This is a genomic window from Hyphomicrobium sulfonivorans, assembly GCF_013306565.1.
In the GTDB taxonomy this organism is placed as follows: domain Bacteria; phylum Pseudomonadota; class Alphaproteobacteria; order Rhizobiales; family Hyphomicrobiaceae; genus Hyphomicrobium_A; species Hyphomicrobium_A sulfonivorans.
Genome location: NZ_PZPO01000002.1, coordinates 502957 through 524896 on the forward strand (window position 1 = coordinate 502957; position 21940 = coordinate 524896).

Annotated in this window: 22 protein-coding genes; 13 read left to right on the forward strand and 9 right to left on the reverse strand. The window is 60.6% G+C overall.

Features of this window, described 5'->3' with window-relative positions; genetic code table 11:
• Nucleotides 1–59: 59 nt before the first annotated feature.
• From C6Y62_RS07400 to C6Y62_RS07410, 3 genes are all read right to left on the reverse strand, one after another.
• Nucleotides 60–518 carry an NUDIX hydrolase gene (locus C6Y62_RS07400; RefSeq protein WP_173953384.1) on the reverse strand — a complete coding sequence of 153 codons (459 nt, stop codon included), beginning with the start codon at nt 516–518 and terminating at the stop codon, nt 60–62.
• Between the two features lie 271 nt (nt 519–789).
• The gene (locus C6Y62_RS07405; protein WP_173953385.1) at nt 790–1338 is read right to left on the reverse strand and encodes a DUF1465 family protein; all 549 of its coding nucleotides are present in this window, start codon (nt 1336–1338) and stop codon (nt 790–792) included.
• Nucleotides 1339–1807: 469 nt separating this feature from the next.
• Entirely contained in the window at nt 1808–2002 is a 195-nt protein-coding gene (locus C6Y62_RS07410; RefSeq protein WP_068460329.1) for a DUF1192 domain-containing protein, read from the reverse strand.
• Nucleotides 2003–2215: 213 nt separating this feature from the next.
• Between C6Y62_RS07410 and C6Y62_RS07415 the strand changes: the two genes are divergently transcribed.
• The 3 genes from C6Y62_RS07415 (at nt 2216) to C6Y62_RS07425 (ending at nt 5735) form a co-directional block, all read left to right on the forward strand.
• Complete coding sequence (locus C6Y62_RS07415; protein ID WP_173953386.1) at nt 2216–3208, forward strand: NAD(P)H-quinone oxidoreductase; 993 nt, start codon at nt 2216–2218, stop codon at nt 3206–3208.
• 234 nt (nt 3209–3442) lie between these two features.
• Complete coding sequence (locus C6Y62_RS07420) at nt 3443–4426, forward strand: hypothetical protein (RefSeq protein WP_173953387.1); 984 nt, start codon at nt 3443–3445, stop codon at nt 4424–4426.
• 160 nt (nt 4427–4586) lie between these two features.
• A complete protein-coding gene (locus C6Y62_RS07425) occupies nt 4587–5735 on the forward strand; it encodes a ceramide glucosyltransferase (RefSeq protein ID WP_173953388.1) in 1149 nt (382 codons plus the stop codon).
• 40 nt (nt 5736–5775) lie between these two features.
• Here C6Y62_RS07425 and C6Y62_RS07430 read toward each other — a convergent pair whose 3' ends face one another.
• The 3 genes from C6Y62_RS07430 to C6Y62_RS07440 form a co-directional block, all read right to left on the reverse strand.
• Entirely contained in the window at nt 5776–7257 is a 1482-nt protein-coding gene (locus tag C6Y62_RS07430) for a glucosaminidase domain-containing protein (protein WP_173953389.1), read from the reverse strand.
• Nucleotides 7258–7352: 95 nt separating this feature from the next.
• Nucleotides 7353–8510 (reverse strand): glucosaminidase domain-containing protein, encoded by a 1158-nt coding sequence (locus tag C6Y62_RS07435; RefSeq protein ID WP_246274453.1) that lies wholly within the window; start codon nt 8508–8510, stop codon nt 7353–7355.
• Nucleotides 8511–8946: 436 nt separating this feature from the next.
• Nucleotides 8947–9681: an SDR family oxidoreductase gene (locus tag C6Y62_RS07440; RefSeq protein WP_068460340.1), complete on the reverse strand. Its 735-nt coding sequence runs from the start codon at nt 9679–9681 to the stop codon at nt 8947–8949.
• 484 nt (nt 9682–10165) lie between these two features.
• Here C6Y62_RS07440 and C6Y62_RS07445 point away from each other — a divergent pair, with 484 nt between their 5' ends.
• Nucleotides 10166–10873, forward strand: coding sequence for a TorF family putative porin (locus tag C6Y62_RS07445; RefSeq protein WP_246274454.1), 708 nt, complete (start codon nt 10166–10168; stop codon nt 10871–10873).
• Between the two features lie 449 nt (nt 10874–11322).
• On the opposite strand, the gene C6Y62_RS16185 is transcribed toward C6Y62_RS07445, so the two are convergent.
• Nucleotides 11323–11634, reverse strand: coding sequence for a hypothetical protein (locus tag C6Y62_RS16185; RefSeq protein ID WP_198491338.1), 312 nt, complete (start codon nt 11632–11634; stop codon nt 11323–11325).
• On the opposite strand from C6Y62_RS16185, the gene C6Y62_RS16190 reads away from it, so the two are divergent.
• Both C6Y62_RS16190 and C6Y62_RS07460 read left to right on the forward strand, forming a co-directional pair.
• On the forward strand, nt 11623–12363 hold the full coding sequence (locus C6Y62_RS16190; RefSeq protein ID WP_198491339.1) for a hypothetical protein: 741 nt from the start codon (nt 11623–11625) through the stop codon (nt 12361–12363). The two genes, C6Y62_RS16185 and C6Y62_RS16190, sit on opposite strands and share 12 nt — an antisense overlap.
• A gap of 13 nt (nt 12364–12376) precedes the next feature.
• On the forward strand, nt 12377–12961 hold the full coding sequence (locus tag C6Y62_RS07460; RefSeq protein WP_173953394.1) for a cytochrome b/b6 domain-containing protein: 585 nt from the start codon (nt 12377–12379) through the stop codon (nt 12959–12961).
• Between the two features lie 48 nt (nt 12962–13009).
• On the opposite strand, the gene napH is transcribed toward C6Y62_RS07460, so the two are convergent.
• Together napH and napG are read right to left on the reverse strand one after the other, a co-directional pair.
• Complete coding sequence (gene napH, locus C6Y62_RS07465) at nt 13010–13975, reverse strand: quinol dehydrogenase ferredoxin subunit NapH (protein ID WP_246274455.1); 966 nt, start codon at nt 13973–13975, stop codon at nt 13010–13012.
• The gene (gene napG, locus C6Y62_RS07470) at nt 13975–14787 is read right to left on the reverse strand and encodes a ferredoxin-type protein NapG (RefSeq protein ID WP_173953395.1); all 813 of its coding nucleotides are present in this window, start codon (nt 14785–14787) and stop codon (nt 13975–13977) included. Before napG ends, napH begins: the two co-directional genes overlap by 1 nt.
• A 440-nt stretch (nt 14788–15227) precedes the next feature.
• Between napG and C6Y62_RS07475 the strand changes: the two genes are divergently transcribed.
• The 7 genes from C6Y62_RS07475 to mauA all read left to right on the forward strand — a co-directional run bounded on the left by C6Y62_RS07475 (nt 15228) and on the right by mauA (nt 21911).
• Nucleotides 15228–15902 (forward strand): winged helix-turn-helix domain-containing protein, encoded by a 675-nt coding sequence (locus tag C6Y62_RS07475; RefSeq protein ID WP_068464442.1) that lies wholly within the window; start codon nt 15228–15230, stop codon nt 15900–15902.
• Nucleotides 15892–17340, forward strand: a complete 1449-nt coding sequence (locus C6Y62_RS07480) for a sensor histidine kinase (RefSeq protein ID WP_173953396.1) — start codon at nt 15892–15894, stop codon at nt 17338–17340. Before C6Y62_RS07475 ends, C6Y62_RS07480 begins: the two co-directional genes overlap by 11 nt.
• 629 nt (nt 17341–17969) lie before the next feature.
• Complete coding sequence (locus tag C6Y62_RS07485; protein WP_276509968.1) at nt 17970–18821, forward strand: cytochrome c biogenesis protein CcdA; 852 nt, start codon at nt 17970–17972, stop codon at nt 18819–18821.
• Nucleotides 18822–18873: 52 nt separating this feature from the next.
• Nucleotides 18874–20109, forward strand: coding sequence for a methylamine dehydrogenase (amicyanin) large subunit (gene mauB / locus C6Y62_RS07490; RefSeq protein ID WP_173953397.1), 1236 nt, complete (start codon nt 18874–18876; stop codon nt 20107–20109).
• A gap of 11 nt (nt 20110–20120) precedes the next feature.
• Complete coding sequence (locus C6Y62_RS07495; RefSeq protein ID WP_173953398.1) at nt 20121–20672, forward strand: MauE/DoxX family redox-associated membrane protein; 552 nt, start codon at nt 20121–20123, stop codon at nt 20670–20672.
• Nucleotides 20673–20687: 15 nt separating this feature from the next.
• The gene (gene mauD, locus C6Y62_RS07500; protein ID WP_068464347.1) at nt 20688–21317 is read left to right on the forward strand and encodes a methylamine dehydrogenase accessory protein MauD; all 630 of its coding nucleotides are present in this window, start codon (nt 20688–20690) and stop codon (nt 21315–21317) included.
• Nucleotides 21318–21356: 39 nt separating this feature from the next.
• Nucleotides 21357–21911, forward strand: a complete 555-nt coding sequence (mauA, locus tag C6Y62_RS07505; RefSeq protein WP_068464349.1) for a methylamine dehydrogenase (amicyanin) small subunit — start codon at nt 21357–21359, stop codon at nt 21909–21911.
• The last annotated feature ends 29 nt before the right edge of the window (nt 21912–21940 follow it).

Genomic DNA, 21940 nt, shown 5'->3' on the forward strand with positions numbered 1-21940 from the left:
TTGTGGCATCGATCAAGGGCGCGTGCCTGATCTGGCAGACGGAGCGAGGCTCCTAAGCGTCAGGCCTGCTGCAAACGGGCTTTCAGACCTGTCGGATATAGTGCTGGGCCGTCGGCCAGATCCAATTCGTCCAGGTTGAACCAGCGCGCAATCGAGGTCGCGCCGTTGTCTTCAGCAAAGGGGATGTGTGTCAGCTCCGCGAAGGCGCCAGCGGGAAACTCGACGTTGAACAGGATCACGAGTTCGTGGCCGGGCGCGCCTTCGTGCACATAAATGTTTTCAAGGAAAAACGGGTCGCCGCTGATCGTGGCCTCGATCCCTAGTTCCTCCCGGAATTCGCGGACGACGGCCGTGCGCGCGGTTTCCCCGAATTCGACGCTGCCGCCGAGCGGGCGAACGCCCTTTATGCGTCCGCTGTCGTCATAGACCTCGGCCGCCAGCAGTCGCCCGTCGCGCCAATGTAGCCCTAAGGCTTTGACGCGGATGCGGATTTGCGCGGGCGGTCGCCAGATGGTCATGATGTGCGTGCGGGCAATTTTGTTTGAAGGGAATTGGCGGCTGGCACTTGGCGCGGGGCCGCGGCGCGATCGCTACGGGCGGTGGATCGAAATCCAGAGGGGCGATGCCGTCGCGGTGCACCGGATTAGATGAACAGTCGGCCCGGTTTGTAGCGCTGTAAATCCCGCGGAGATTTCCGCGGGATTTTGCGTCTGTGTGAGATGATTTGCGTAGTAGGCCGGCGCAGAACTGCGCCAGCGTGTCGGTGTAAGTCCGGTCGCTCGCCAGCCGTCAGTTGCCGAAAGCGACGCGTAAACGGTCGAGTTGGTGGCCGACAGGGTTCGCCATGCCGAGGCCGGCATTGAGCCCAACGGTGTCCGGCTTGACGCTCATGGCGCGGTCAAGCTGCACGATGCGATCCTGGAGACCATAGCTTTCTTCGACCAGCCCACGCAGCGTTTCAGGCAGTTCGCTGAAACCACCGACGTGCGAGGAACGCGACGGCGCCTGCAGCAGCACGCCTTTGCGTTTGCGCTGGGCTTCAGCCTCGCTGATGTCGCCTTCCTTCACCGCGCGGCGGATCAGAAGCCAGGAAGCCATATCGAGCAGGCGCGTCGTCAGGCGCATGCTTTCTGAGGCGTAAAGAACGTTGACGGAGGGTGGCAGCCGCTTGGCTTCAACCCGGCCCGGCCCTTCAAGATAAGCGGCAGTGCGCTCAACAAGCGCCATGCCTTCCTTGAAGACGGCATCAAATTGACCGGAGGCTTGGAAGCGTTCACCGAACGATACAGTGACGGCTCCGCCAGCTAGGGACGCTTCGGCACGCGATACGTTGCTCATGACTAGATTTGACACACTCACTCACCTGCAGATCATCTTTAACACGGTCACATCCTGCCAAGCCATAGTTAACAACATGACCAAAAGCGGGACGATCTTGAGAGGTTCAGAACCTAGTTGGGGAATATGCAAAAAAAGAGCCGCCCGTGAGGCGGCTCTGAAGTCAACAGGGAGGCGTCAAACAAGAGCGGCCGGGCCGCTCGGATCCAGGTGACTGGATGTGATCGTAAGGTGACTGAGTAAGCCTAACAAAGCCTTAAGGGTGAATTTTCCGTTGGCGCGCATATGTGTGCGCTGCAAAACGGCGTTCAGCTCTGTTGATTGAACATTTAGCGGCGTCCCGCACGGTCGGCCCCGCGTTGAAGGCCGAAATGCCGGCCCTCTACACAATTTGTTGAGCATGATTTTTTGCACAGCGGATTGGCGGCGGGTGCGCCGCCTGATCCATGCGGTCCGGCCATCAGCAGGCTCAACTTTTGAACAGCGCGCTGGCAGCGGCCTCGTGGCGGCGCTTCTTTTCCAGCTCATCGCGCACGCGTGCAATTTCAGTTTCAAACACCAGGATGCGCTGCTCAAGCTCGGCTACGGATAACGTTTCAAGGTTGTCGCCCACTACAACCTGCAGGCCCCTCGCCGTTTTCGGCACGATGTCGTCCCAATCCATGGCAATCACTCCTCTGCGCGCATGTTCTGTTCATTCGCGCGCTTTAGCTGACACATCGGACTGTCGGCCATTCACGTATCGCAGGCAATCGGCGGCACGCGCTTCGTTCTGATTCCAAAGGTCGCGCAATTCCATAGGTCGCGCCTCGACTGGCTTGTCTCGAAGCGTGGCGTCAGGCATCAGGTGCCAGTTGCACCCTGAAAGGAACCCACCATGACCGTACCGCAGAGCATGACCGCAATCGCTATCGTCGGCAAAGGCGGGCCGGAGGTTTTGCAGCCGGCGACGGTGCCGGTTCCGGTGCCTGAGGGCAGCGACGTGCTCATCAAGGTGGCGGCCGCTGGCGTCAATCGCCCGGATGTGATGCAGCGTCTCGGGCTTTACCCCGCGCCCAAGGGGCACTCTGAGATTCCGGGGCTCGAAGTTGCGGGCGAAATCGTTGCGCTGGGGCCGGACGCGCATCGCTTCAAGGTTGGCGATCGCGTTATGGCGCTGGTGAACGGGGGCGGCTACGCGGAATATTGTCTGGCCGACGCGGGCTCGTGCATCCCGGTGCCCGATGGCATCTCGATGTTTGAAGCGGCGGCGCTGCCTGAAGGGTTTTTCACCGTCTGGCACAATGTGTTTGAGCGCGGCGGCCTGGAGCCGGGCAACTGGTTCCTTGTTCATGGTGGCACCAGCGGCATCGGCACCGCGGCGATACAACTTGCAACGGCGTTCGGCGCCAAGGTCATCGCCACCGCCGGATCGCAGGAAAAATGCGCCGTATGCCGCGAACTGGGTGCGGTGCATGCAGTCGATTACAAAACGGAAGACTTCGCCGAGGTTGTGAAGGCGGAGACGGGAGGCCGCGGCGTCAATGTCATCCTGGATATGATCGGTGGCGATTATGTTGAGCGCAACATCCGCTCGCTGGCCGACGATGGTCGCCTCGTCAATATCGCGTTCCAGGGCGGCTCGAAGGTGACCATCGACATGATGCGCATCATGCTAAAGCGCCTCACTGTCACCGGATCGACGCTGCGCATCCGCCCGGCCGACGTCAAAGCTGGCATCGCGCGGCAGGTTGAGGAAAAGGCCGTGCCGCTGGTGGTCGATGGCCGTGTGAAGGTCATTATCGATCACACGTTCCCGCTCGCCGATGCTGCCGCCGCGCACGCGCGCATGGATGAAGCGCACATCGGCAAGATTGTATTAACCGTTTAGCCGTTTCGATACCGGGAGAACGGATTGGCGCGGCGCGGGGGATCGTCGCTGCGCTGATCCGCTGTTTGGGGACGGGCCAACGGCTTGGGGGCGCGCACGCCGCACCTGCCGTTCATGGCGCTGCCATCAAATTGACAATACGCGGTTTTCTTCTGGACCTCCGGCGCGGGGTGAGTGCTGGAAAACCGCAAATCCCGGAAGGATGCGTACGTGAGGGTGCGGATGGGTTGTTTTATGCGTCGTTATTGGCTGCGAGCCGTTGCGCCCGTTCTGGCGCTTCTCATCGCGCTGGCGATGCCGTTTGCCGCCGATGCGGCAAAAAAGAAAAAGCAGCCTGAGCCGCAGCAGTTCTCGCGCACCGAAACCATTCTCGGCTGGATCAACGACTATCGCCTGAAGCCAACGCCTGAGCGTCTGCCGGCTGCTTTTACCGCGATGCGCGAGCAGGGCCAGTTCAAGGAAATTGAGCAGGCCGGCATTTATGTCGGCTTCATCGCCGGCGTCCTCGGCGCCAATCCCGATATGGCCGAAAAGCTCATCACCGAAATGTTTCCCATGCCGCCGCACGATCAGGTCGTGGTGGTGAAGGCGATTGCCTATTCCGGTCTTGCGGACTGGAAAGAGCTCATGGGCAAGTTCGTTGAGCGCATGCCGGCGCGCAAGGTCATCATCGAGCGCTATCTTTACGGCAAGATGCAGGTGCTGCGCGATCTTCCGCTTGAAAGCCCGATCGCGGTCGATGCCAACTGGGGCTATTATTTCGCGACCGGTTCCGCCGAGCCAATCCAGCGGCTGGTGCGCGCGCTTGAATGGTCGCGCGAGAAGAACGACGTCGAAAAGCTAACCATCGGATCGATGGTGAAGTGGACTTTAGCGCAGAACGCATCGAAGGATAACGATCTGCTGCGTTACCTGAAGCTTTCGCTGCCGCGACAGCCGGACAATATATCGGTGCCGCTGACGGAAGTGATTGAAGGCGCTGAGACGTTCGAGCTGGCGCAGATCCGCAAGGATGCTCTGACTGCAATCGAGGATCTGAAGACCAAGGGCCCGCAAAATTCGCGCAACTTCGCGTGGTGGGGGCAGGCGGGCCAGACCGTATTCGCGCTGGGTTGTGTCGCTGCTGGCGTAATGGGTCAGGTTTACATGGGCGTGCCCTGTGTGGTCGGCGGTGCGCTGTCCAACGTCGCGCTCAAGTATCTGGCACCGGCGCAGTAACCGGATCAGCGCTGTGCAGGGCCTGACATCCGTGCACTGATTGTGGCAGTGATGACGGATCGATGACGCCACTGTGCGTGCCGGGCCGTTGCTGTGTCATCAACGTGTCATCGATTCCGGGGCAAGACTGTGTGCAACAATTCGTTGCGCAAGGTCGATCATGGATCACATCGCCTTAGGCTGCCTTCTGTTTGCCGGTTTGGCCACGCTGCTGCACTTCGCCAGCGCCGCAATTGCAGCTTTCAGGGCCCGCCGCGGCGCAGCACCCCCGGCATTCGCAGCCGATATTCCTGTCGACGCACTGCCGCCCGTCACCATCCTGCGCCCCGTCTGCGGCCGTGATCCCTACGACGAGCTGACGCTGCGCTCCGGCTTCATGCTGAGCTACGCCAACTACGAGCTTATCTTCTGCTGCGATGACGCGAACGATTCTATCGTGCCGCTCATCCGCCGTCTGATGGACGAACACAGCCACGTAAATGCGAAGCTGCTCATCGGTCGCGATACGCTGACGTCAAACCCCAAGCTGAACAATCTCATCAAGGGCTGGCGTGCGGCGGGGCATGATTGGGTTGTGATGGCGGACAGCAACGTGCTGATGCCTGCCGACTACTTGCAACGGTTGCTCGGCGGCTGGCGCGCGGACACCGGACTGCTGTGCGCGCCGCCTATCGGCTGCATGCCAACCGGTTTCTGGGCCGAAGTGGAATGCGCGTTCCTCAACACCTATCAGGCGCGCTGGCAGTACGCGGCCGATACGCTCGGCCTTGGTTTCGCTCAGGGCAAGACGATGTTGTGGCGCCGCGCCGATCTGGAGCGTGCGGGTGGCATTCGTGCGCTCGGGCTTGAGATTGCAGAGGACGCCGCGGCGACCAAGGTTGTGCGCAGTGCCGGCAAGCGCGTGCGTCTGGTTGATCGCGCTTTCGGTCAACCGCTTGGCTTGCGCAGCGCTGCGCAGATCTGGTCGCGCCAGGTGCGCTGGGCTCGTCTGCGTCGGGCGACGTTCCCCGTGTTCTTTCTGCCGGAAGTTCTGTCCGGCAGCGTAGCGCCGCTGGCCGCTGCAGGTTTTGCGGCGTTTGCGCTTGATGTTCCGGTTATCGCTGCTGTCGGCGGTCTCGCCGTCGCCTGGTATGGCGCGGAAGCACTGCTGGCGCGCGCTGCGGGGTGGCATTTGTCGGCGCTCTCGCCGCTGGCATGGATGGCGCGCGATGCGATGCTGCCGGTTCTGTGGGTGCAGGCGTGGCTGGGCAATTCGTTCAGCTGGCGCGGCAACGACATGCATCTCGCCGATGCGGTTGCGGGCAACTGAATAGCCGAACTAGATGTCAACCCCGCGCGGCCGGGCGACGTCAGCCCGTGCGTGTGGCGGATCGTACCGGCGCGGCCGGTGCACCGGGGCAAAGCTCCCGCGCCTTGGCCATCGCGTCGTTGCGGTTGGCAAACTCACCGATGCTTTCGCCGCCTGGCGCGCTGGCCTTGAGGTAGTTCTCCAGCATCGACTTTTCGAATCCGGCCAGCACGTTCAACACCGTGTAACGCACATCCATGCCGCTGCCGGAGCGGATGAGAAATGCCTTCTGGCCGCCGTAGCTGGCGTTGGCGATCTGGCAACCGGCCGAAGCAGACGCAGACGGTTGCGCAGCCGGCTGCTGGCGCTGTGCGCTGCTGCCGAGCATGCTCCCCATCGCGCCAGCGTAGGCAAATGCAAGCGGGCGGCTGCGATCGGGCTGTGGCTGTGGCGTGGTGCGCGTGTGCTGCGACGTGTTGCTGGCGATGTCGATGTTCGACGCCGGTGCAGTGTCGAGATCAGCCAATGCAAGCTGAACCGGCTGTTCTGCACCGGTCTGGATCATCTGTTCGGCGACGGTGCTGTAGGCCGACGGCGTTTCAGCGCGCGCGCTATCGGCAATGCGCGCCGGTTTGCGTTCGGGAGCTGGTGCTGGCGCGGATGGAGCAGCGCCAGCGCGTGCAAAGCTGACCGCTGCTGGCGGAGTATTTACGTTTGCCCGCGCGGCAACGGGGCCGGGCCGCGGACTCGCCTGCCAGACCGTGCGCACGGGGGAAGCCGGGGGCGCAGTCGGTCGGCTCTCGAGCGGCGGTCCGCCGAGATTTGCCCGTGCAACTTCCATCGTCTTACGATCCGCCGGCTCGGCGTCGGCTGCGTTATTGCGGCCGGTGCAATACTGTTCGCGGAAGCTGTTAGCGACCCATTCGATGGAACGCCCGTAGTTGCGGTCGGCGGCCCAGCGGCGGGCGAGATCAGCAAACGTCATGCGCCCGTTCTTCGGTGCGCTGGCGGCCAGAATGTGATCCTGCTTCAGGCGCGTGCGTTCACCCACCGGGGATGCGATGCGCTCGCCGGAATAGACAACGAGATGCTGAATCTGTGCCAGCACGCCGGTGTTCACATCCGGGTAGCTGTCACCGGGAACGCCACCGCCTGTGGTGCCCAGTCCGGCGAAGTTGTTCTGCCTGGGATTGACGTCGCCCCATTTGCCATTGCCCTGGCGATAGGTCAGGAAGTTGGTTTCCAGTGCCATCTGGAAGAAGGCGTAGTCCCAGCGAACGTTCCAGGCTTGCCCGTGCCGCTTATAGAACTCGGCGATGTTGCCGAAGCGCGGATTGAGATTGGTGTTGCGCGTCTTGAGGAACGCCATCAATCGCTGGGGCGTGACGCAGCGGGGCACGACGTTACCGGCGTCGGTGCGGATGCGCGGCGGTGCAGCTTCGGCCGTTGCGATAGAGCCTGCCAACAGCAACACCGCCAGCGCCGGACGGAGCGCTCGCTTGCGTGCGCTTCTGCGCGTCGTCGCCATCAAGTGAGGTGCCATGGCGTTGCTACGCTTCTTCAACGGAATGCTCTGGGCGGGGCGTGCAGTCAGTCTGATTTGTCACCGATGATTGTTGCATCGGTGACAGCGCGAACTCAGCCTTCAGGGCAAAGCTCGAAAGCCTTGTTGAGCGCTTTGGACTGATTGGAGAACGATGCAACCTTCTCGCCACCCTTTGCATACGCCGCGATGTAGGCGTCAATTTCGCGCTTCTCGTTGGCCTCGGTCACGTCCAGCACGGTGTAGTTCACCATGTCCTTGCCCTTGGCCTTGATGATGACCGCGCGCGAGCCGCCATAGCTGGCCGTCCACACCTTGCACTTGGAGGCCGATGCTTTCGGTGCGGTTGGCTTGAGCTGGGTTGCGACTCCGCCAAGCGCTGCGGTCTGGATCTCACCGGATTTTTCCGACGGCTTGATCGCTGCTGTCTTGGCGTTTGTCTTCGCGGTCGCTGAAGCAGCCGGTGCAGCTGTGTCGTCAGAATTCAGCACGGTAATTGCGGGTGCAGACTCAGCGTCGGAGGCGTCGCCAGCATTGCTGTATTGCGACGCCAGCATGGAGGCGCCGAGCGATTTGATCGGACCGCCTTCGTTGCGCTCGGCTTCGATGTTCCGCTGCGCAATCTCCTGGCCTTTCGACTTCAGTGCAGCAGATGCGCCAGCGGCACCGGCGGCCGCGAACTTCGGTTCATTGACGCTGGCGGCGGGCTGGCCACCACCGTTTGAACTGGTACCTGCGCGTGCTTCCTGCAGGCGCTCAGGATAGGGATCGGCGCTGGTGCAATAGCTGGAGTAGAATTCGTCGCTGATCGCTGCGATGTCGCGCACGTAATTGCGCGATGACGGCGCCCACTTGGTTGCAACGAGCGAATAGGTCATCGGGCCTTTGATGGAACGCTGCCACTTGGTCAGCACGCCCCATTCCTGAACCTTGCGTGTGCGGTCGGCCACCGGGTCGTCGATGTGTTCGCCGGCGTACATCATCAGGTGCTGCAGATGCGCTTTCACGCCGCTGGAAACGGATGAGAAGCTTTCACCGCGCACGCCGCGTCCGGATGCGCCGAGGCCGGCGAAGTTGTTCTGGCTTGGGCGAACGTCGCCGGTGTAACGCAGCGCGCCCGTTTCAAGGATCATCTGGAAGAAGGCGATATCCCAGCGGATGCCGAGCGCTTCGCCGTGGCGCATGTAATGCGTGGCGAGGTCTTCGTAGCGCTGATCCAACTTCGGATTACGAGCTTTCAGGTAGGCGGTCATCCGTCCTGGCGTAGCGCACTGAGGGACGGGATTGCTGGCGGTGGCTCTGACTTCAGGAAGACTGGCCGCGTGGGCTGCGGGAATGAATGCTGCAAGAGCAAACGTGAGCGATGCTCCGAGGAGGCACTTCATGTGAACACCCGTCTAAACGCGGCGCCTGAGACAAGGGCGCCCGACGAAACCATCAAACGTTCTTAAAGGCTTAACGTTAATGGATGGTTTACGAATCATGGACGATCCCGATTTATCGCGAGAAGGCCGCAGTAATGGGGCGCCAGTGAGGGCCAGCTAGAGCAAAATTGTGGCGCAGCGTGCTTATGCCAAGCGCGGTAAACGCGATTTTCGAAAGCGGCGTTGGTTAAATGATGGGCGGGAAACGGGCGCCGCTGCAACCTCGGTCTTCGCGATCGCCGCCCGCCGCACAGCAATCGGCGCGCTATGAAAGGTGCTGACCACCATCGAGGGTGATCATCTGGCCGGTCATTGACGGGCTATCGAGGATGAAGCGCACCGCCGCCGCGATCTCCGGCAGGGAAGGACCGTGCCCGAGCAGAGTAGACTGACGCTCGTTGGCGAAATCGGTCTCGGTCTGATGGATGCTTTGCAGCACAGGGCCCGGTCCGATTGCGTTAACCCGCACGCGTGGCGCCATTGCCTGCGCCAGCGTCTGCGTTGCGGTCCACAGCCCGGATTTTGAGATCGTATACGAGAAGAAATCCGGCGTTGGTCGCCACACCCGCTGGTCGATGATGTTGACCACATTGCCGTCGGCGCCCTTCGGCAGGCTGACATAGAGCTCCTGCGCGAGAAAGATCGGCGCCTTGAGGTTGATGTCGAGGTGCGTGTCCCAGCCCTCGCAGGTGACGGAGCCGATCGTGTCGAGAAAGAACTCCGAAGCGTTGTTGACGAGGCAGGTCGGCTGACCCAGCACGTCGGCGCAGCGGGCAATCAGCGTCTGCACCTCGCGGAAATCGGCCAGATTGGCCGCAAGCGCCGCTGCGGTGCCGCCGCTGGCGTTGATCTCGGCGGCCAGCGCCTCGGCTTCGTCACGGGAATTGCGGTAGTGCACGCCGACCCGCCAGCCGTGCGCAGCAAGATCAAGGGCGATGGCCCGACCGATCCGGCGAGCGGCGCCAGTGATGAGGGCGGTGCGTGGCGCTGTCTGTGGCATTCAAAATCCGATGGTCTGTTGTGCGGTCGGACAGGAAGCGGTTCGCCCCCGACGAACTGCAGCCATTGCTAGCCGTGCGAGCTTGGGATTGAAAGGCGGCCTCTACCCGCAGACGCGGCGAAGCTTGGATTGTGGAAGTATTGCTGCCCACTATTTGCGCAAATGCTCAGGTCGCGGGAGTCGTACCTGATTTTCGATGCCTAAATTACGGGCTGCCATTCCCTAATAAGTAGCCAAAGTCAGCGCCGCGTTGCATCCGGGATACGGGTGTCGGGCAGAGGCCACGCTTGTCGTCGTTTTGACTTGAGACAGGCTGCCTTTGTGACGTTTCCTAGCCTTGGAAGCGTTCGAGATAGCCAGGCCCAGTTGGCCGGCCGGAGTGAGTTCAGCGCTTTGTTGTTGTGGGTAGCGTACGGGGGTAGCTCTGGTTATGGGCAAGTATCGTAGAGTTAGTAAGCTTGCCGGCATTGCCGGCGCATCGTTGATGGCCTTGTCGGGCGCCGCGCTCGCCGATGGCTATTATGGCAGCGTCAAGGACGCACCGCCGCCGAAGCCTGAGCGGGAGCTCAGTTTTTCCGCAACACTGACGGGCACGTCTGATTATGTGTTCCGCGGTGTTTCTCAGACCAACCAGGAGCCGACCGTTCAGGGCTCGTTCGATCTGAGCTACGGCATCTTCTATGCTGGCGTCTGGGGCTCTGGCGTAGACTTTGGCGATGACGCGACGACCGAACTCGACTGGTATGCCGGTTTCAAGCCGGTCTGGAACGACTTCGAGTTCGACTTCGGTGTCATTCTCTATACCTATCCGGGTGCTTCCGGATACGATCTCATTCAGGTTACGGAGCTGAAGGCTGGCGTCAGCAAGTCCTTCGACAAGCTGGGTGTTGGCGGTGTTGTCTACTATTCGCCGGACATCAACGGCTACGAGCATGTCGTGGTTGAAGGTACGCTCAGCTATGAGCTGCCGAAGCTGGCCATGTTCACGCCGACCGTCAGCGGCCTTGTAGGCTATCAGGACGACATCAGCGGCGGCACGGGTCTGGGCGACTACACTTATTGGAACGCCGGACTTTCGCTAGCTGTCGAGAAGCTTACGTTCGACTTCCGCTATTGGGATACGGACCTGTCGAACCCGGCGCCGCTTGCCGATGAGCGTTTCGTTTTCTCGGTTGGCGTTTCGCTGCCATAAGGCAGGCGGCCTCAGCCAAGACAAAGTTAGAACAGGGTCGCGCATGCGGCCCTGTTTTTTTGTTTGAGCATAGCGGCCGATGGCGATCGGCGGCGCCAAATGCCTCAATATTGCAAAAGCCTGTGCGCTCCGGCAGCACCCTGGCGAAATTGTAAGGCAGCGACGAGGCTGCTGAAAGAAAGGCACGCCATGGTTCAGACCATGACCGCTTCAGGCCCTGTTTGCCTGCAGTGTGAATGTCGGTCTCAAAATATGGCCGGAGCTGCGTCGCAATTTGAAGAGCGCGACCGAGTTCCAGCGAACCAGAAAAACAACGCGGCCTTCCTCCCAAGAGCCCGCGGGATGTGGCGAGGAAAGCCATGCAGCCTCTCCTTTCAGGGCGGCGCGCGCGCAATTCGTTCAGCTTGGGCAACCTGGCAAACTGTTCGCTTGCCCTTCGTTCAACGCTCTCATCGGGTTGCGTTCTGAGGCTCGCCGCTTTTGCGCTGCTGCTGATTGCTGCTGCGCTTATGCCAAGCGATCAGGCCGAGGCTGCCGGTCAGGCCGATTTCATGAAACGCATGCGGTGCCTTGCGTGCCATGTCGGCGAAAGCCAGCATCGACTGGATGGCAAGGAGCACATTTCGAAGAGCTCCACTATCGACATGCCGCAATTCGAAAATGCCGATCACGGCAAGATGCTGTGCGCCGATTGCCATTCGAAAGGCTTCACGAACTTTCCGCACCGGAACATGAAGACCGAGACCTGCATGGATTGCCATCCACGCAAGGAAGCCAAGGACGCCGAAGCCGACAAGGATTACGATTTTGAGCGGATAAACCGCGAATTCGAAGCGACGGTCCATTTCACGGAATATCAGCACGCCAAGGAGCGGTGCTGCGGTACGGCAGTCGGCAAGGTTGGCGCTGAAGCGGGCGCAGGAGCGGCTGCAAACCGCAAAATGCGCGAGACCGGGGCCAATCAGCGCTTCACCTGCGAACACTGCCATGAGCCGCACTACTTCAAGGCGACGGCGCATATCAAGGATCCCAAGCTGATCCTGAAGAACGACAATGGTCCTTGCCTGCATTGCCATATGGATGGCTCCAGCGTTGCGCTGAAGGACCCGGCAAAACCCAATCTGCTCGCTGCGCACGCCTATCTTCCCTACGCCGACATGCATCTCAAGGGCACGCGCTGCATCGACTGCCATACCAGTGTCACGCCAACAGTGGCGCACGATCTGCCCAAGGGGATGAAGGCGGATCAGGGCTGCAACACCTGTCACAGCATCGACAGCATCGTGGTGCGCCGCCTCTATCGCTACGTCGACAACGCGAGCGCGACGGAGGCAGGCTTTCACAACGCGGCACTGATGAAGGACGGCTACGTGATGGGCGCCAACCGGCAGCGGTGGACCGACATCGCCGCATACCTGCTGTTGAGCATGGGGCTGGTGTTGGTGGTGGCCCATGGCGGCTGGCGCGTGTTCGCGCGCAAGCGGAAGTAGGGGAGACGAACCCATGACGCCGCTTTGGCTCCGCCTTTGGCACTGGACGATGGCCGTGCTGTTCACGGTGCTGGTTGTGACCGGCGTCGTGCTGACCTATTCGACATCGACATTTGCGCTGATGAACTACGCCCTTGCCGATACGCTGCATCAGGTTCTCGGCATTGCATTTTCAGCGCTGTTCGTTGTGTTCCTGCTGGCGTCCGGTGTGACCGGACATTGGCGCCGATATCAGCGCCTGTGGAAGGGTTTGCTGTCGCGGATCGTGAAGTTCGGCGGCTATGTGCTCTATGGCGTGCCGAAGAAAGGCAACGGCGGTGAAACGCCACCGCGCATCGAGCTGTCCCGCGGTCTGTTGATTTTGGTCCAGCATTTCCTGTCGATTTTCAGCATCGCCGTTTTGTCGCCGCTGCTGGCGATCACGGGACTGGTGCTGCTGTTTCCCGAGTATGCACCCGATCAGATCGCGGGCCTCGGAGGCGTCTGGCCGTTTGCAATTGCGCACTATTGGGTGGGTTTGCTGGGCGCGCTGTTCCTGCTGTTTCATGCCTATATCGCGACCATTGCCGGCTTCCGGCGCATGATAAAAGGCCGATAGTCGCGAACCCTCCTACGTCGCCAGCCGATCGCAGCACGATGTATTGATTTATTCCGCAGCGGCTGCTGCTGCCGGTATTCTCGAAGGCGTCGCGGGCGCGTTGATGTAGGCTTCAGGCGCGGCATGCTTGGGCGATAGTCTGCTGCCGTATTGAAATACATCGACGTAGCAGGAATCGATGCAGGCGCCGCAGTTGGTGCAATCACCCGACAGAATGAGGTGCGTGCCCTTGCCTTTCAGCGCCGGCATGATGACGTGCGGTTCCGGGCACGCCTTGAAGCAGGCGCCGCAATCGGTGCATGCGGTGCGTTGCAGGGCGCTGACACGCACAAGGCTTTGGGCACCGATCAGGCCATAAAATGCGCCAACCGGACACAGATGACTGCACCAGCCGCGGCGAGTGACGAACAGATCCAGCATGAACACGGCGGCGATGATGCCCCAACCTGCGCCGATGCCGAAAATGATGCCACGCTGCAGAAGGCTGACCGGATTCAGGAACTCCCACGCGATAGTGCCGGTCATGAATGAGGCCAGCAGTGCGCCGACAAGAACCCAGATGCGCGTGCGCCGATCGAGTTTGCGATCGCGCGTCAGGCCGAGCTTGTCGCGCAGCCAGTAGGCGCTGTCGGTGACGACGTTGACCGGACATACCCAGCTGCAATAGACGCGCCCGCCGACGAGCAGATACAGCGCGACGATGGTGGCGACGCCAATCACGGCGAGCAGAATGGGCTTGTGTAATGCAAATAGTGACTGAGCGAAGATGAACGGATCGGCGAGCGGCAGAACCCCGAGAATTTCGCTCGATGCGAAGTTACCTTTCGCCAGCCAGATGCCGTACCACGGGCCGACAAGAAACAGCGCCAGCACCAGCGTCTGCGACAGGCGCCGCAGCAACCAGATGCGATGTGCAAACAGCCAGCCGCGACGCGTGGCGGCGTAGCTGCGCGGTTCTGACGTGCTCCACTCTGCGAATGCGTGGATGTTTGCTCTGGTGAATGGCATGCGCATTAGAGGTCACGCTTCAACTGGCCATGGCCGGTTAGCGGCCTGCCGGCAGCGTTGCGACCGGCTTTGCCCTGACCGAGAGAGCGTGGCAGCACGCGGATGGCCGCTTCCTCCAGCACGCAGTGTTTTTCGCACGTTCCACAACCGGTGCATTTGGTGGAATGCACCGTCGGGATGATCATCGCGCGGCCGTTGATGGTCTGCTTTTCAAGGGTGATCGCTTCGTTGCGGATCGGGCAGACGCGGTGGCAGATGCTGCAATGCATGCCCTTGTAGTTGAGGCAGGTCTCGTGATCGACCAGCACCGATACGCCCATGTCGGCATCGCGAATGTCGGCGATGTCGCGATCGAGTGCGCCGGTTGGGCAGGCCTTGGCGCACGGAACGTCGGCGCACATGAAGCACGGAGATTCGCGCGCAATGAAAAATGGTGTGCCGAGCGCTGCGGGATCACCGAGTGTCGCAAGCTTCAGGGTGTCGTAGGGGCAAGCGCGGACGCATAAGCCGCATCGTACGCACGCGGAGAGAAACTCTTCTTCGTTGATCGCGCCGGGTGGGCGCAGGGCTTTGGCATCGGTTGCGCGCGCGGTGCGGATGTATTGATCGAGTGCAACGGCGGCGATGCAGGCAACGCCGGCGGATTTGGCAACCGTGCCAATGAAATCGCGGCGGCTGTAGCCGGTGGCCTTACCAGCATTACCCTTTGGAGCAGGCGCCGGTTTTGCGTTGCGTTGATCGGCGCGGTTTTCAGTTTGCGCTGCATTTCCCGAAGTGGGAGGCAGCGCGTGCTTCACCGGGTCGTTGTTGTCCTGCATGGCACCCTGCGTCGGCTTGCACTAAGGCATCACCCCTTGATCAGAAGAGGAGCCACCGTCGCGATGCAGTGATCCATTTCATGCCGCTGCAGCCGCAGCGTGCATTGCGGATTTGACACCGACAGCGGCATCTCAGGTTGAGCCTTTTTGCGTGTGCCTAACCCCAGAAGCGGCACGCAACACTCAGCTCAAACTCCATAAGACAGTGTGCCACATGCGGCCTTGTCGCAATCGCAGAAGTGAACCTTACAGAACATGTAAGGTTCGAAGATGTTTCGGAATGGATTGATCAGGAATCGGCAATTAAACCGCGTATACTACAGTGGTTTTGACGTAATTATTGCAACTCGGAACATGTGCGCTTATTGCGCAGTGGCGTTCTTTCAAGCTATGAAAAATGTGCGGCTGTGGAAGATCTGCAGCAACAAGGCGTGTCGGTTATGCGAATATTAATGATCGAGGACGACGCCGAAACCGCGTCGTTCGTCAGCAACGGCTTGCGACAGGCAGGTCATACCGTGGATGTCGTTGCGGACGGCAAGGACGGAGTGTTGCTTGGCATCCAGGAGGATTTCGATCTCGTCATTCTGGATCGCATGGTGCCGGGCCTCGATGGTCTTTCGGTAGCGCGCACACTTCGCAGCAGCGGCCGTCCAATGGCGATTCTTTTCCTCACCGCGCTGGGCAGTATCAACGAGCGTGTGCAAGGACTGGACGTTGGTGGTGACGATTACGTGGTGAAGCCATTTGCGTTTTCCGAACTGCTGGCGCGGGTCAACGCTCTGGGCCGCCGCTCACCGATACGCGATGAGCATGAGAAGCTTTCAGTAGCCGATCTTGAGATGGACGTCGCGCACCGCATTGTCACGCGTGACAATCAGCCAATCAATCTGTTGCCGCGCGAGTGTCTGCTTCTGGAGATCCTGTTGCGCAACAAGGGACGCGTGGTGTTGCGCACAATGCTGCTGGAGCGCGTGTGGGGCTTTCGCTTCGAACCTAAGACCAGCGTAGTGGAAACGCATATTTCCAGATTGCGGGCGAAGGTAGACAAGCCGTTCAAAACTGCTTTGATCCATACGGTCAGAGGATGCGGCTACTCAATCTATGAAGGCTGATTTCCCGCTTACCCGCTTCCATGTGCAGATTATCGCTGCTTCGGGCCTCCTCATGGTGGCGGCCTTCAGCCTGCTGTTTTCGTTTTTCTTCATCGAGACGCACGATGAGCTGGCGTCTCGGGCGCAAGCGCGTGTTACGCGCGTCCTGAGTGGTCTGGTGGAGTACGAAAAGCGCAATGGCTTCGATGAATTGTTGCGCTTCGTCCGCTCCGAGCAGATCTGGGATGATCCCGATCCTCCGTTCGTGTCGATCCGTCTGCCGAACGGCGAGACCATTCTGCATACTTCCGCTGAGGTCAGTCCGGTTGCAGCGTGGGGTGCATCAAAGCTGTCCATTCGCTCGCTGACAGTCGGCTGGGGGCTGTCGAGCAGGCTCGTGCATGTCGCCTCCGCGCCGTTGAACGGAGGCGAGATTCTGGTGGGCATGAGCGAGGTGAAGTCGGCGCGGGCCCGCGACTGGGCGATTGCCGGCTTTGCGTTGCTGACGCTTGCCTCGCTGGCAACGGTGTTCGCTATCGGACTGATGTTGTCCGGCCGCTCGCGCCAGCGCGTGAACGAGATGACGTCGACGCTGTTCGACTTTGTATCCGGCAATACCGATCGGCGCGTGCCAATGTCAGGCCACGCGGACAGGCTGTCCGACCTCGCGCTGGCGATCAATGGCACGCTGGATTATGCGCAGCGGCTGCTGTGGAATCTGAACTATATGACGGCGGACATCGCGCATAACCTGAAGAAGCCGCTTACACGGCTGCGCCAGCGGCTTGAGCTTGTCAGCAAGTGCGAGTTCGGAAACGCGGATCTGTCGCGCAAGATCGACGAGGGCATCGAAGATATCGACTCGCTGGTCGTTATTTTCGAGGCGCTTCTGAACATCGGGCAATTGCAGTCGGGCGATCGCCGTTCGCGGTTTGTCGATGTCGATCTGTGCAGTCTGTTGCATCACATCGCTGACATTTACGAGCCGATCATCACCGATCATGGCCATCATCTGGAAGTTTCGCTGACCAGTCAGCAGGTGCGTCCGGTAAGCGGTGACCGGGAATTGCTGCTGGAAATGATCGTGAACTTTGTCGAGAACGCGATTCAGTATTGTCCGGAAGGCACGACGATACGGTTGGCACTGCGACAGTTGCGGACCGGATTGGAAGTTGTCGTCAGCGATAACGGTCCGGGCGTGCCTGCATCTGAGATCGAGCATCTGTTTGAACGCTTCTATCGCCTGGGTGGGGCCAATGAAGCGAAGCAGAAGCCGGGCGGACATGGCCTCGGCATTCCGTTTGCGGTGGCGATCGCGGAACTGCATGGCGCCTACGTCGAGATCGAGGACAATCGGCCAGGCTTGCGTGTGGTGATCCATTTCCCGAACGATCCGTTCACCCGCTCGCAGCTTGGGTTGAGGCTGCGTTCAGGCTACGGCGTGACGCCGTCTTCGTAACCCGCTCCCAAAACGCGGCCGTCTGACATGGACATCGATGTGTCCGGGATCGATAGCGACAAAGCTCGCGATGCACTTTGTCGGTCGCGCTTCCGGAGCAATCTCTCAGCTGTGGTCCTCAACCGCCTCCCGCCTCGGGGAACGCGGGCGCATGCGCTGTTGTCAGCGTAATCAGCGATTGGGCACGCGCCGAGGCGCGAATTAACTGTGCTGGAACGGCTTCGGTCCCCGAATTTGCGGATGCGGAGGGTGCAAAACGGCCCTGTTCAAGGGCCCTCCAGAGATTTTTTGCTTCTTGTCAAAAATGTAAGGGAGCTTCGAGGCGGGTGACAGATTGACCCGTCATGGTGCCATCAGTGTCGCATTGACTGGTGGTCAACGGCTGATCCCGAAGCGGTTCTTCCCGTCGATGTGCGCACCCGTTGAGCGGTGTGCCGTGCAACGGGAAGACGGTGGGAACGCAGTGCAGCCTCCTCGGGCTGCGGTTGAGGATCTCGCCGGGTGCACGGGCCGAACGAGCATGACCTTAGGGGACGCTCACGGCTTGGGCATTGTCACAAGTCAATCCGGCGCACGACGTCGGCAAAAAAATGTCGACTAGGGAAACGCACCGAGAGGAGAGGCTGTAAATGGCCGAAACTTGGCAACAAAACGGGCACTCATTCCATGAGAGTGCCGTCGAGGGCGTCGAAGACGTGATGCTCTTCGCGCGGCCGTGGTCCGGCACTGCGCGGTTCGCTGTCTTGGCGCTCAGCGCCATTGCCGGCGCTGCTGCCGCACTTCATTTTGCTTCGGGCGTTGCGCTCGAAACCGCGATGCTGTGGCTGCTGGTTCCGGCTGCGTTTGCCGGTGGCCTGCTGTCTACGTGGTCGCCCTGCGGTTACTCCAGCGTGTGCCTGCTACGTCCGAACGGCAGCTATTCGCTGCGCTCGGTGGCAGCCTGGACGCCTACACTCATCGCGCACTTCGTTGGCTACGGACTTGGCGCGCTGGTTCTGGGTGGCGCGCTTGGATATGCCGGCTATGCCATGGGGCTTGGATCCTACATGGCCTACACGATTCCGGTGTTTGCGGTTCTGCTTGCCGCCTATGGCGCGCATCAGCTCGGGTTCCTCCGGGTGCCCTATCCGCAGCGCCGTTGTCAGGTTCCCCACGACGCGCGTCAGCGCTTCCCCAAGTGGGTGATCGGTCTGCTCTATGGCTTCTCGCTGGGTCTAAATTACCTGACCTACGTGCAGACGCCGCTGCTTTACGCGGTCACGGGCGCTGCCCTGTTCTCGGGCAACGTTGCTTTCGCCGTCGGTATCTTCCTGGTGTTCAACCTCGGCCGCTTCCTGCCGCTGATGCTGAACGCGCTGCCGATGTCCGATCGCTCCATCACGGCGTGGCTGGCGAAGCGTCAAGAGCAGGCTGCAATGCTTGATGGCGCCATTCTCGTCGCCGCAGGCACTGCCGTTATGGCGATGTACCTGACCGCCTGATTTCCACGTCGTCTCTCAGCATCAGAATAAACGCTGCCTCAAGGAGGAAACAATGACGCATAACTCAACGACTTCGGAAACGCTGAAAAAGTACCGGAACGCGCTGCTCGGCGGCGTGGCTAGCCTGGTGCTCATCGGCGCTGCCGGTGTGGCCAATGCTCAGCAGGGCCCGTCGGGAGCTGAAGTTCCCAAGCAGCTCGGCGCGCAAGCCACGTCGGAGCTGGAAGATACGCCGGTGATCCTGTCGGCACCTGCTCCGGATGCACGCCGTCTGTACATCACCGACCCGGCTCACTTCGCTACCACGACCCGCACCTTCACCGTTGACGGAAACGACGGCAAGGTGCTGGGCATGATCGACGGCGGCTTCCTGACGAACCCGTTTGCAGCCACCGACGGCAGCTACTTCGGCCAGGCCAGCACGGTCTATTCGCGTGTCGCTCGCGGCAAGCGCGACGACTACATCGAAGTTTACGATCCGAAGTCGCACGAAGTTATCGCTGACATCGACATCCCGGAGAGCCGCTTCCTCGTCGGCACCTATCCCTGGATGACGACCGTCACGCCGGACAACAAGTCGCTGCTCTTCTATCAGTTCACGCCGTCGCCGCAGGTTGGCCTCGTCGACATCGAGAACAAGAAGTTCGTATCGATGATCGACGTGCCGGATTGCTATCACATCTTCCCGTCGGCCAACGACGCGTTCTTCATGCATTGCCGCGACGGCAGCATGGCGAAGGTGACGTACGGCAAGGATGGCAAGGCTGAAATCACCCAGTCGAAGCCGTTCCATGGCGAGGAAGAGTACCTCATCAACACGCCGGCTTACTCGATGAAGGCTGGCCAGCTGGTCTGGCCGACCTACGACGGCAAGATCTTCCCGGTCGACCTGTCTTCGGGTGAAGCCAAGTTCGGTACGCCGTTCGACGTCTTCACCGAGGAAGAGCGCAAGGACAACTGGCGCGTCGGTGGCTGGCAGCCGGTTGCCTATCACCGCGACAGCGGCGAGGTCTATCTGCTCGGCGATCAGCGCGCAAAGTGGACGCACAAGTATCCGAGCCGCTTCGTGTTCGTTCACGACGTGAAGACCGGCAAGCGTCTGCGCAAGATCGACCTTGGCCATGACATCGACTCGATTGCGGTGAGCCAGGACAAGAACCCTGCGCTCTATGCTCTCTCAACCGGTGAGAAGAAGCTCTACATCCTCGACTCGCAGTCGGGCAAAGAGGTCTCCTCCACGGACGAGCTGGGCCATGGTCCGCAAGTCATGATCGCTCACGATAACTGATCGAGGAAGCCATGTGGTTTTTAACAGATCCACTGGTGACGATCTTCCTGCGAGCGTTCCTCGCTCTCCTGTTCGCCGGCGCAGCTTATTCAAAGCTGCGCCACCAGGAAGAGTTCTTCGGTGTGGTTCGTAATTTCCGGCTGATGCCGGAATGGCTGGCCGCTCCGTTTGCCGCGGTGCTCCCGTGGGTGGAACTTGCTGTTGCGGTGGGACTGCTGGTCAATCCGGCAATTCCCTACGCGGCCGCGGCGGCGGGCGGACTGCTTCTGCTGTTCGCTCTCGCCATCGGCATCAACGTTGCGCGTGGCCGGAAGGCAATCGACTGTGGTTGCTTCCGTAACGGCTATCGCCAGCACCTTAGCTGGATGCTGGTTCTGCGTAACGTGGTGTTGGGCGGCGGTGCTCTGGTGCTGGCCGGTGTTGCAGACATTACGCGTGCTGCAACGCTGTTCGACATCACCACTGGCGTAATGGCCGCAGGAGTCGCCATGACGTTGTACCTCACGGCTGGATTGCTCGGCGGTGTCGCGAACATCGCAAAGAGCAACGGTCATCTCTATTAGGAAAGGCAGTGCACAATGGCGATCGAGTTCCTGATTGCATCAAACGTTCTGCTCTGGCTCACGGTTATCGCTGGTGCGGTCGTGCTGCTGGGGATCACACGGCAGGTCGGCATCCTTCACGAGCGTTCTGCTCCGCTCGGCGCAATGATTACCGATCATGGTCCTGACATCGGCGATAAGGCGCCGACGTTCGAAGTTGTCGACTACTACGGCAAGCCGGCTCGTATCGGCGGCGGTGGACGTGAGACGCTTATCATGTTCACGGCTCCGACCTGTCCGATTTGCGACAAGCTGCTGCCGATCATCAAGTCGGTTGCGAAAGACGAAAACGTCGCCGTGTTCCTGGTGAGCGATGGCCAGCCTGAAGATCACGCGCTCTTCCTCAAGAAGCATGATCTGGCCGGCATCCCGTACATCGTTTCACCTGAAGTCGGCATGCGCTTCCAGGTCGGCAAGATTCCCTACGGTGTCGTTATCGACAGCCACGGGAAGATCCGCGCGAAGGGCCTGACGAACACCCGCGAGCATCTTGAAAGCCTTCTGGAAGGTGCTCGTACCGGTCATGCGTCCTTGCAGGACTACATGAAGAAGACCGGCATCAACGGGATCCACGCCAACGGTAGCGGCGTACACGCCGAGCATTGAGCCGCAAGAACATAGCGACATCTGGAGGAGGAATACCCCATGCTAGAGAAATCAAAGTTTGACGACATTCTGGAAATGGTAACGCGCCGCGTCGCCAGCCGCACCAGCCGCCGTGGCTTCATCGGTCGCGTCGGAACGGCACTCGCCGGTGCCGCGCTTGTTCCGCTGCTGCCGGTTGATCGTCGCGGTCGCACAAGCCGTCCCGCACATGCCGCTTCCGGTGGTCGTGAAGGCTGGATCCCGCAGGATCAGGACACCAAGCAGTGCGACTACTGGCGTCACTGCTCCATCGACGGCAACATCTGCGATTGCTGCGGTGGCTCGCTCACCAACTGTCCTCCGGGCACCCGTCTGTCGCCGTCTTCGTGGGTGGCAAGCTGCTACAATCCTGGCGACAAGCAGAGCTATCTGATCGCCTATCGCGATTGCTGCGGTAAGAACGTTTGCGGCCGCTGCGGCTGTCTCAACACCGAAGGCGAACTGCCGGTCTACCGTCCTGAGTTCGCTAACGACATCATCTGGTGCTTCGGCGCCGAGGATGATGCAATGACCTATCACTGCACGATCTCGCCGATCGTTGGCAAGGCGAGCTAATCTACTCCCTAGACTCTGACTTTGGGCAG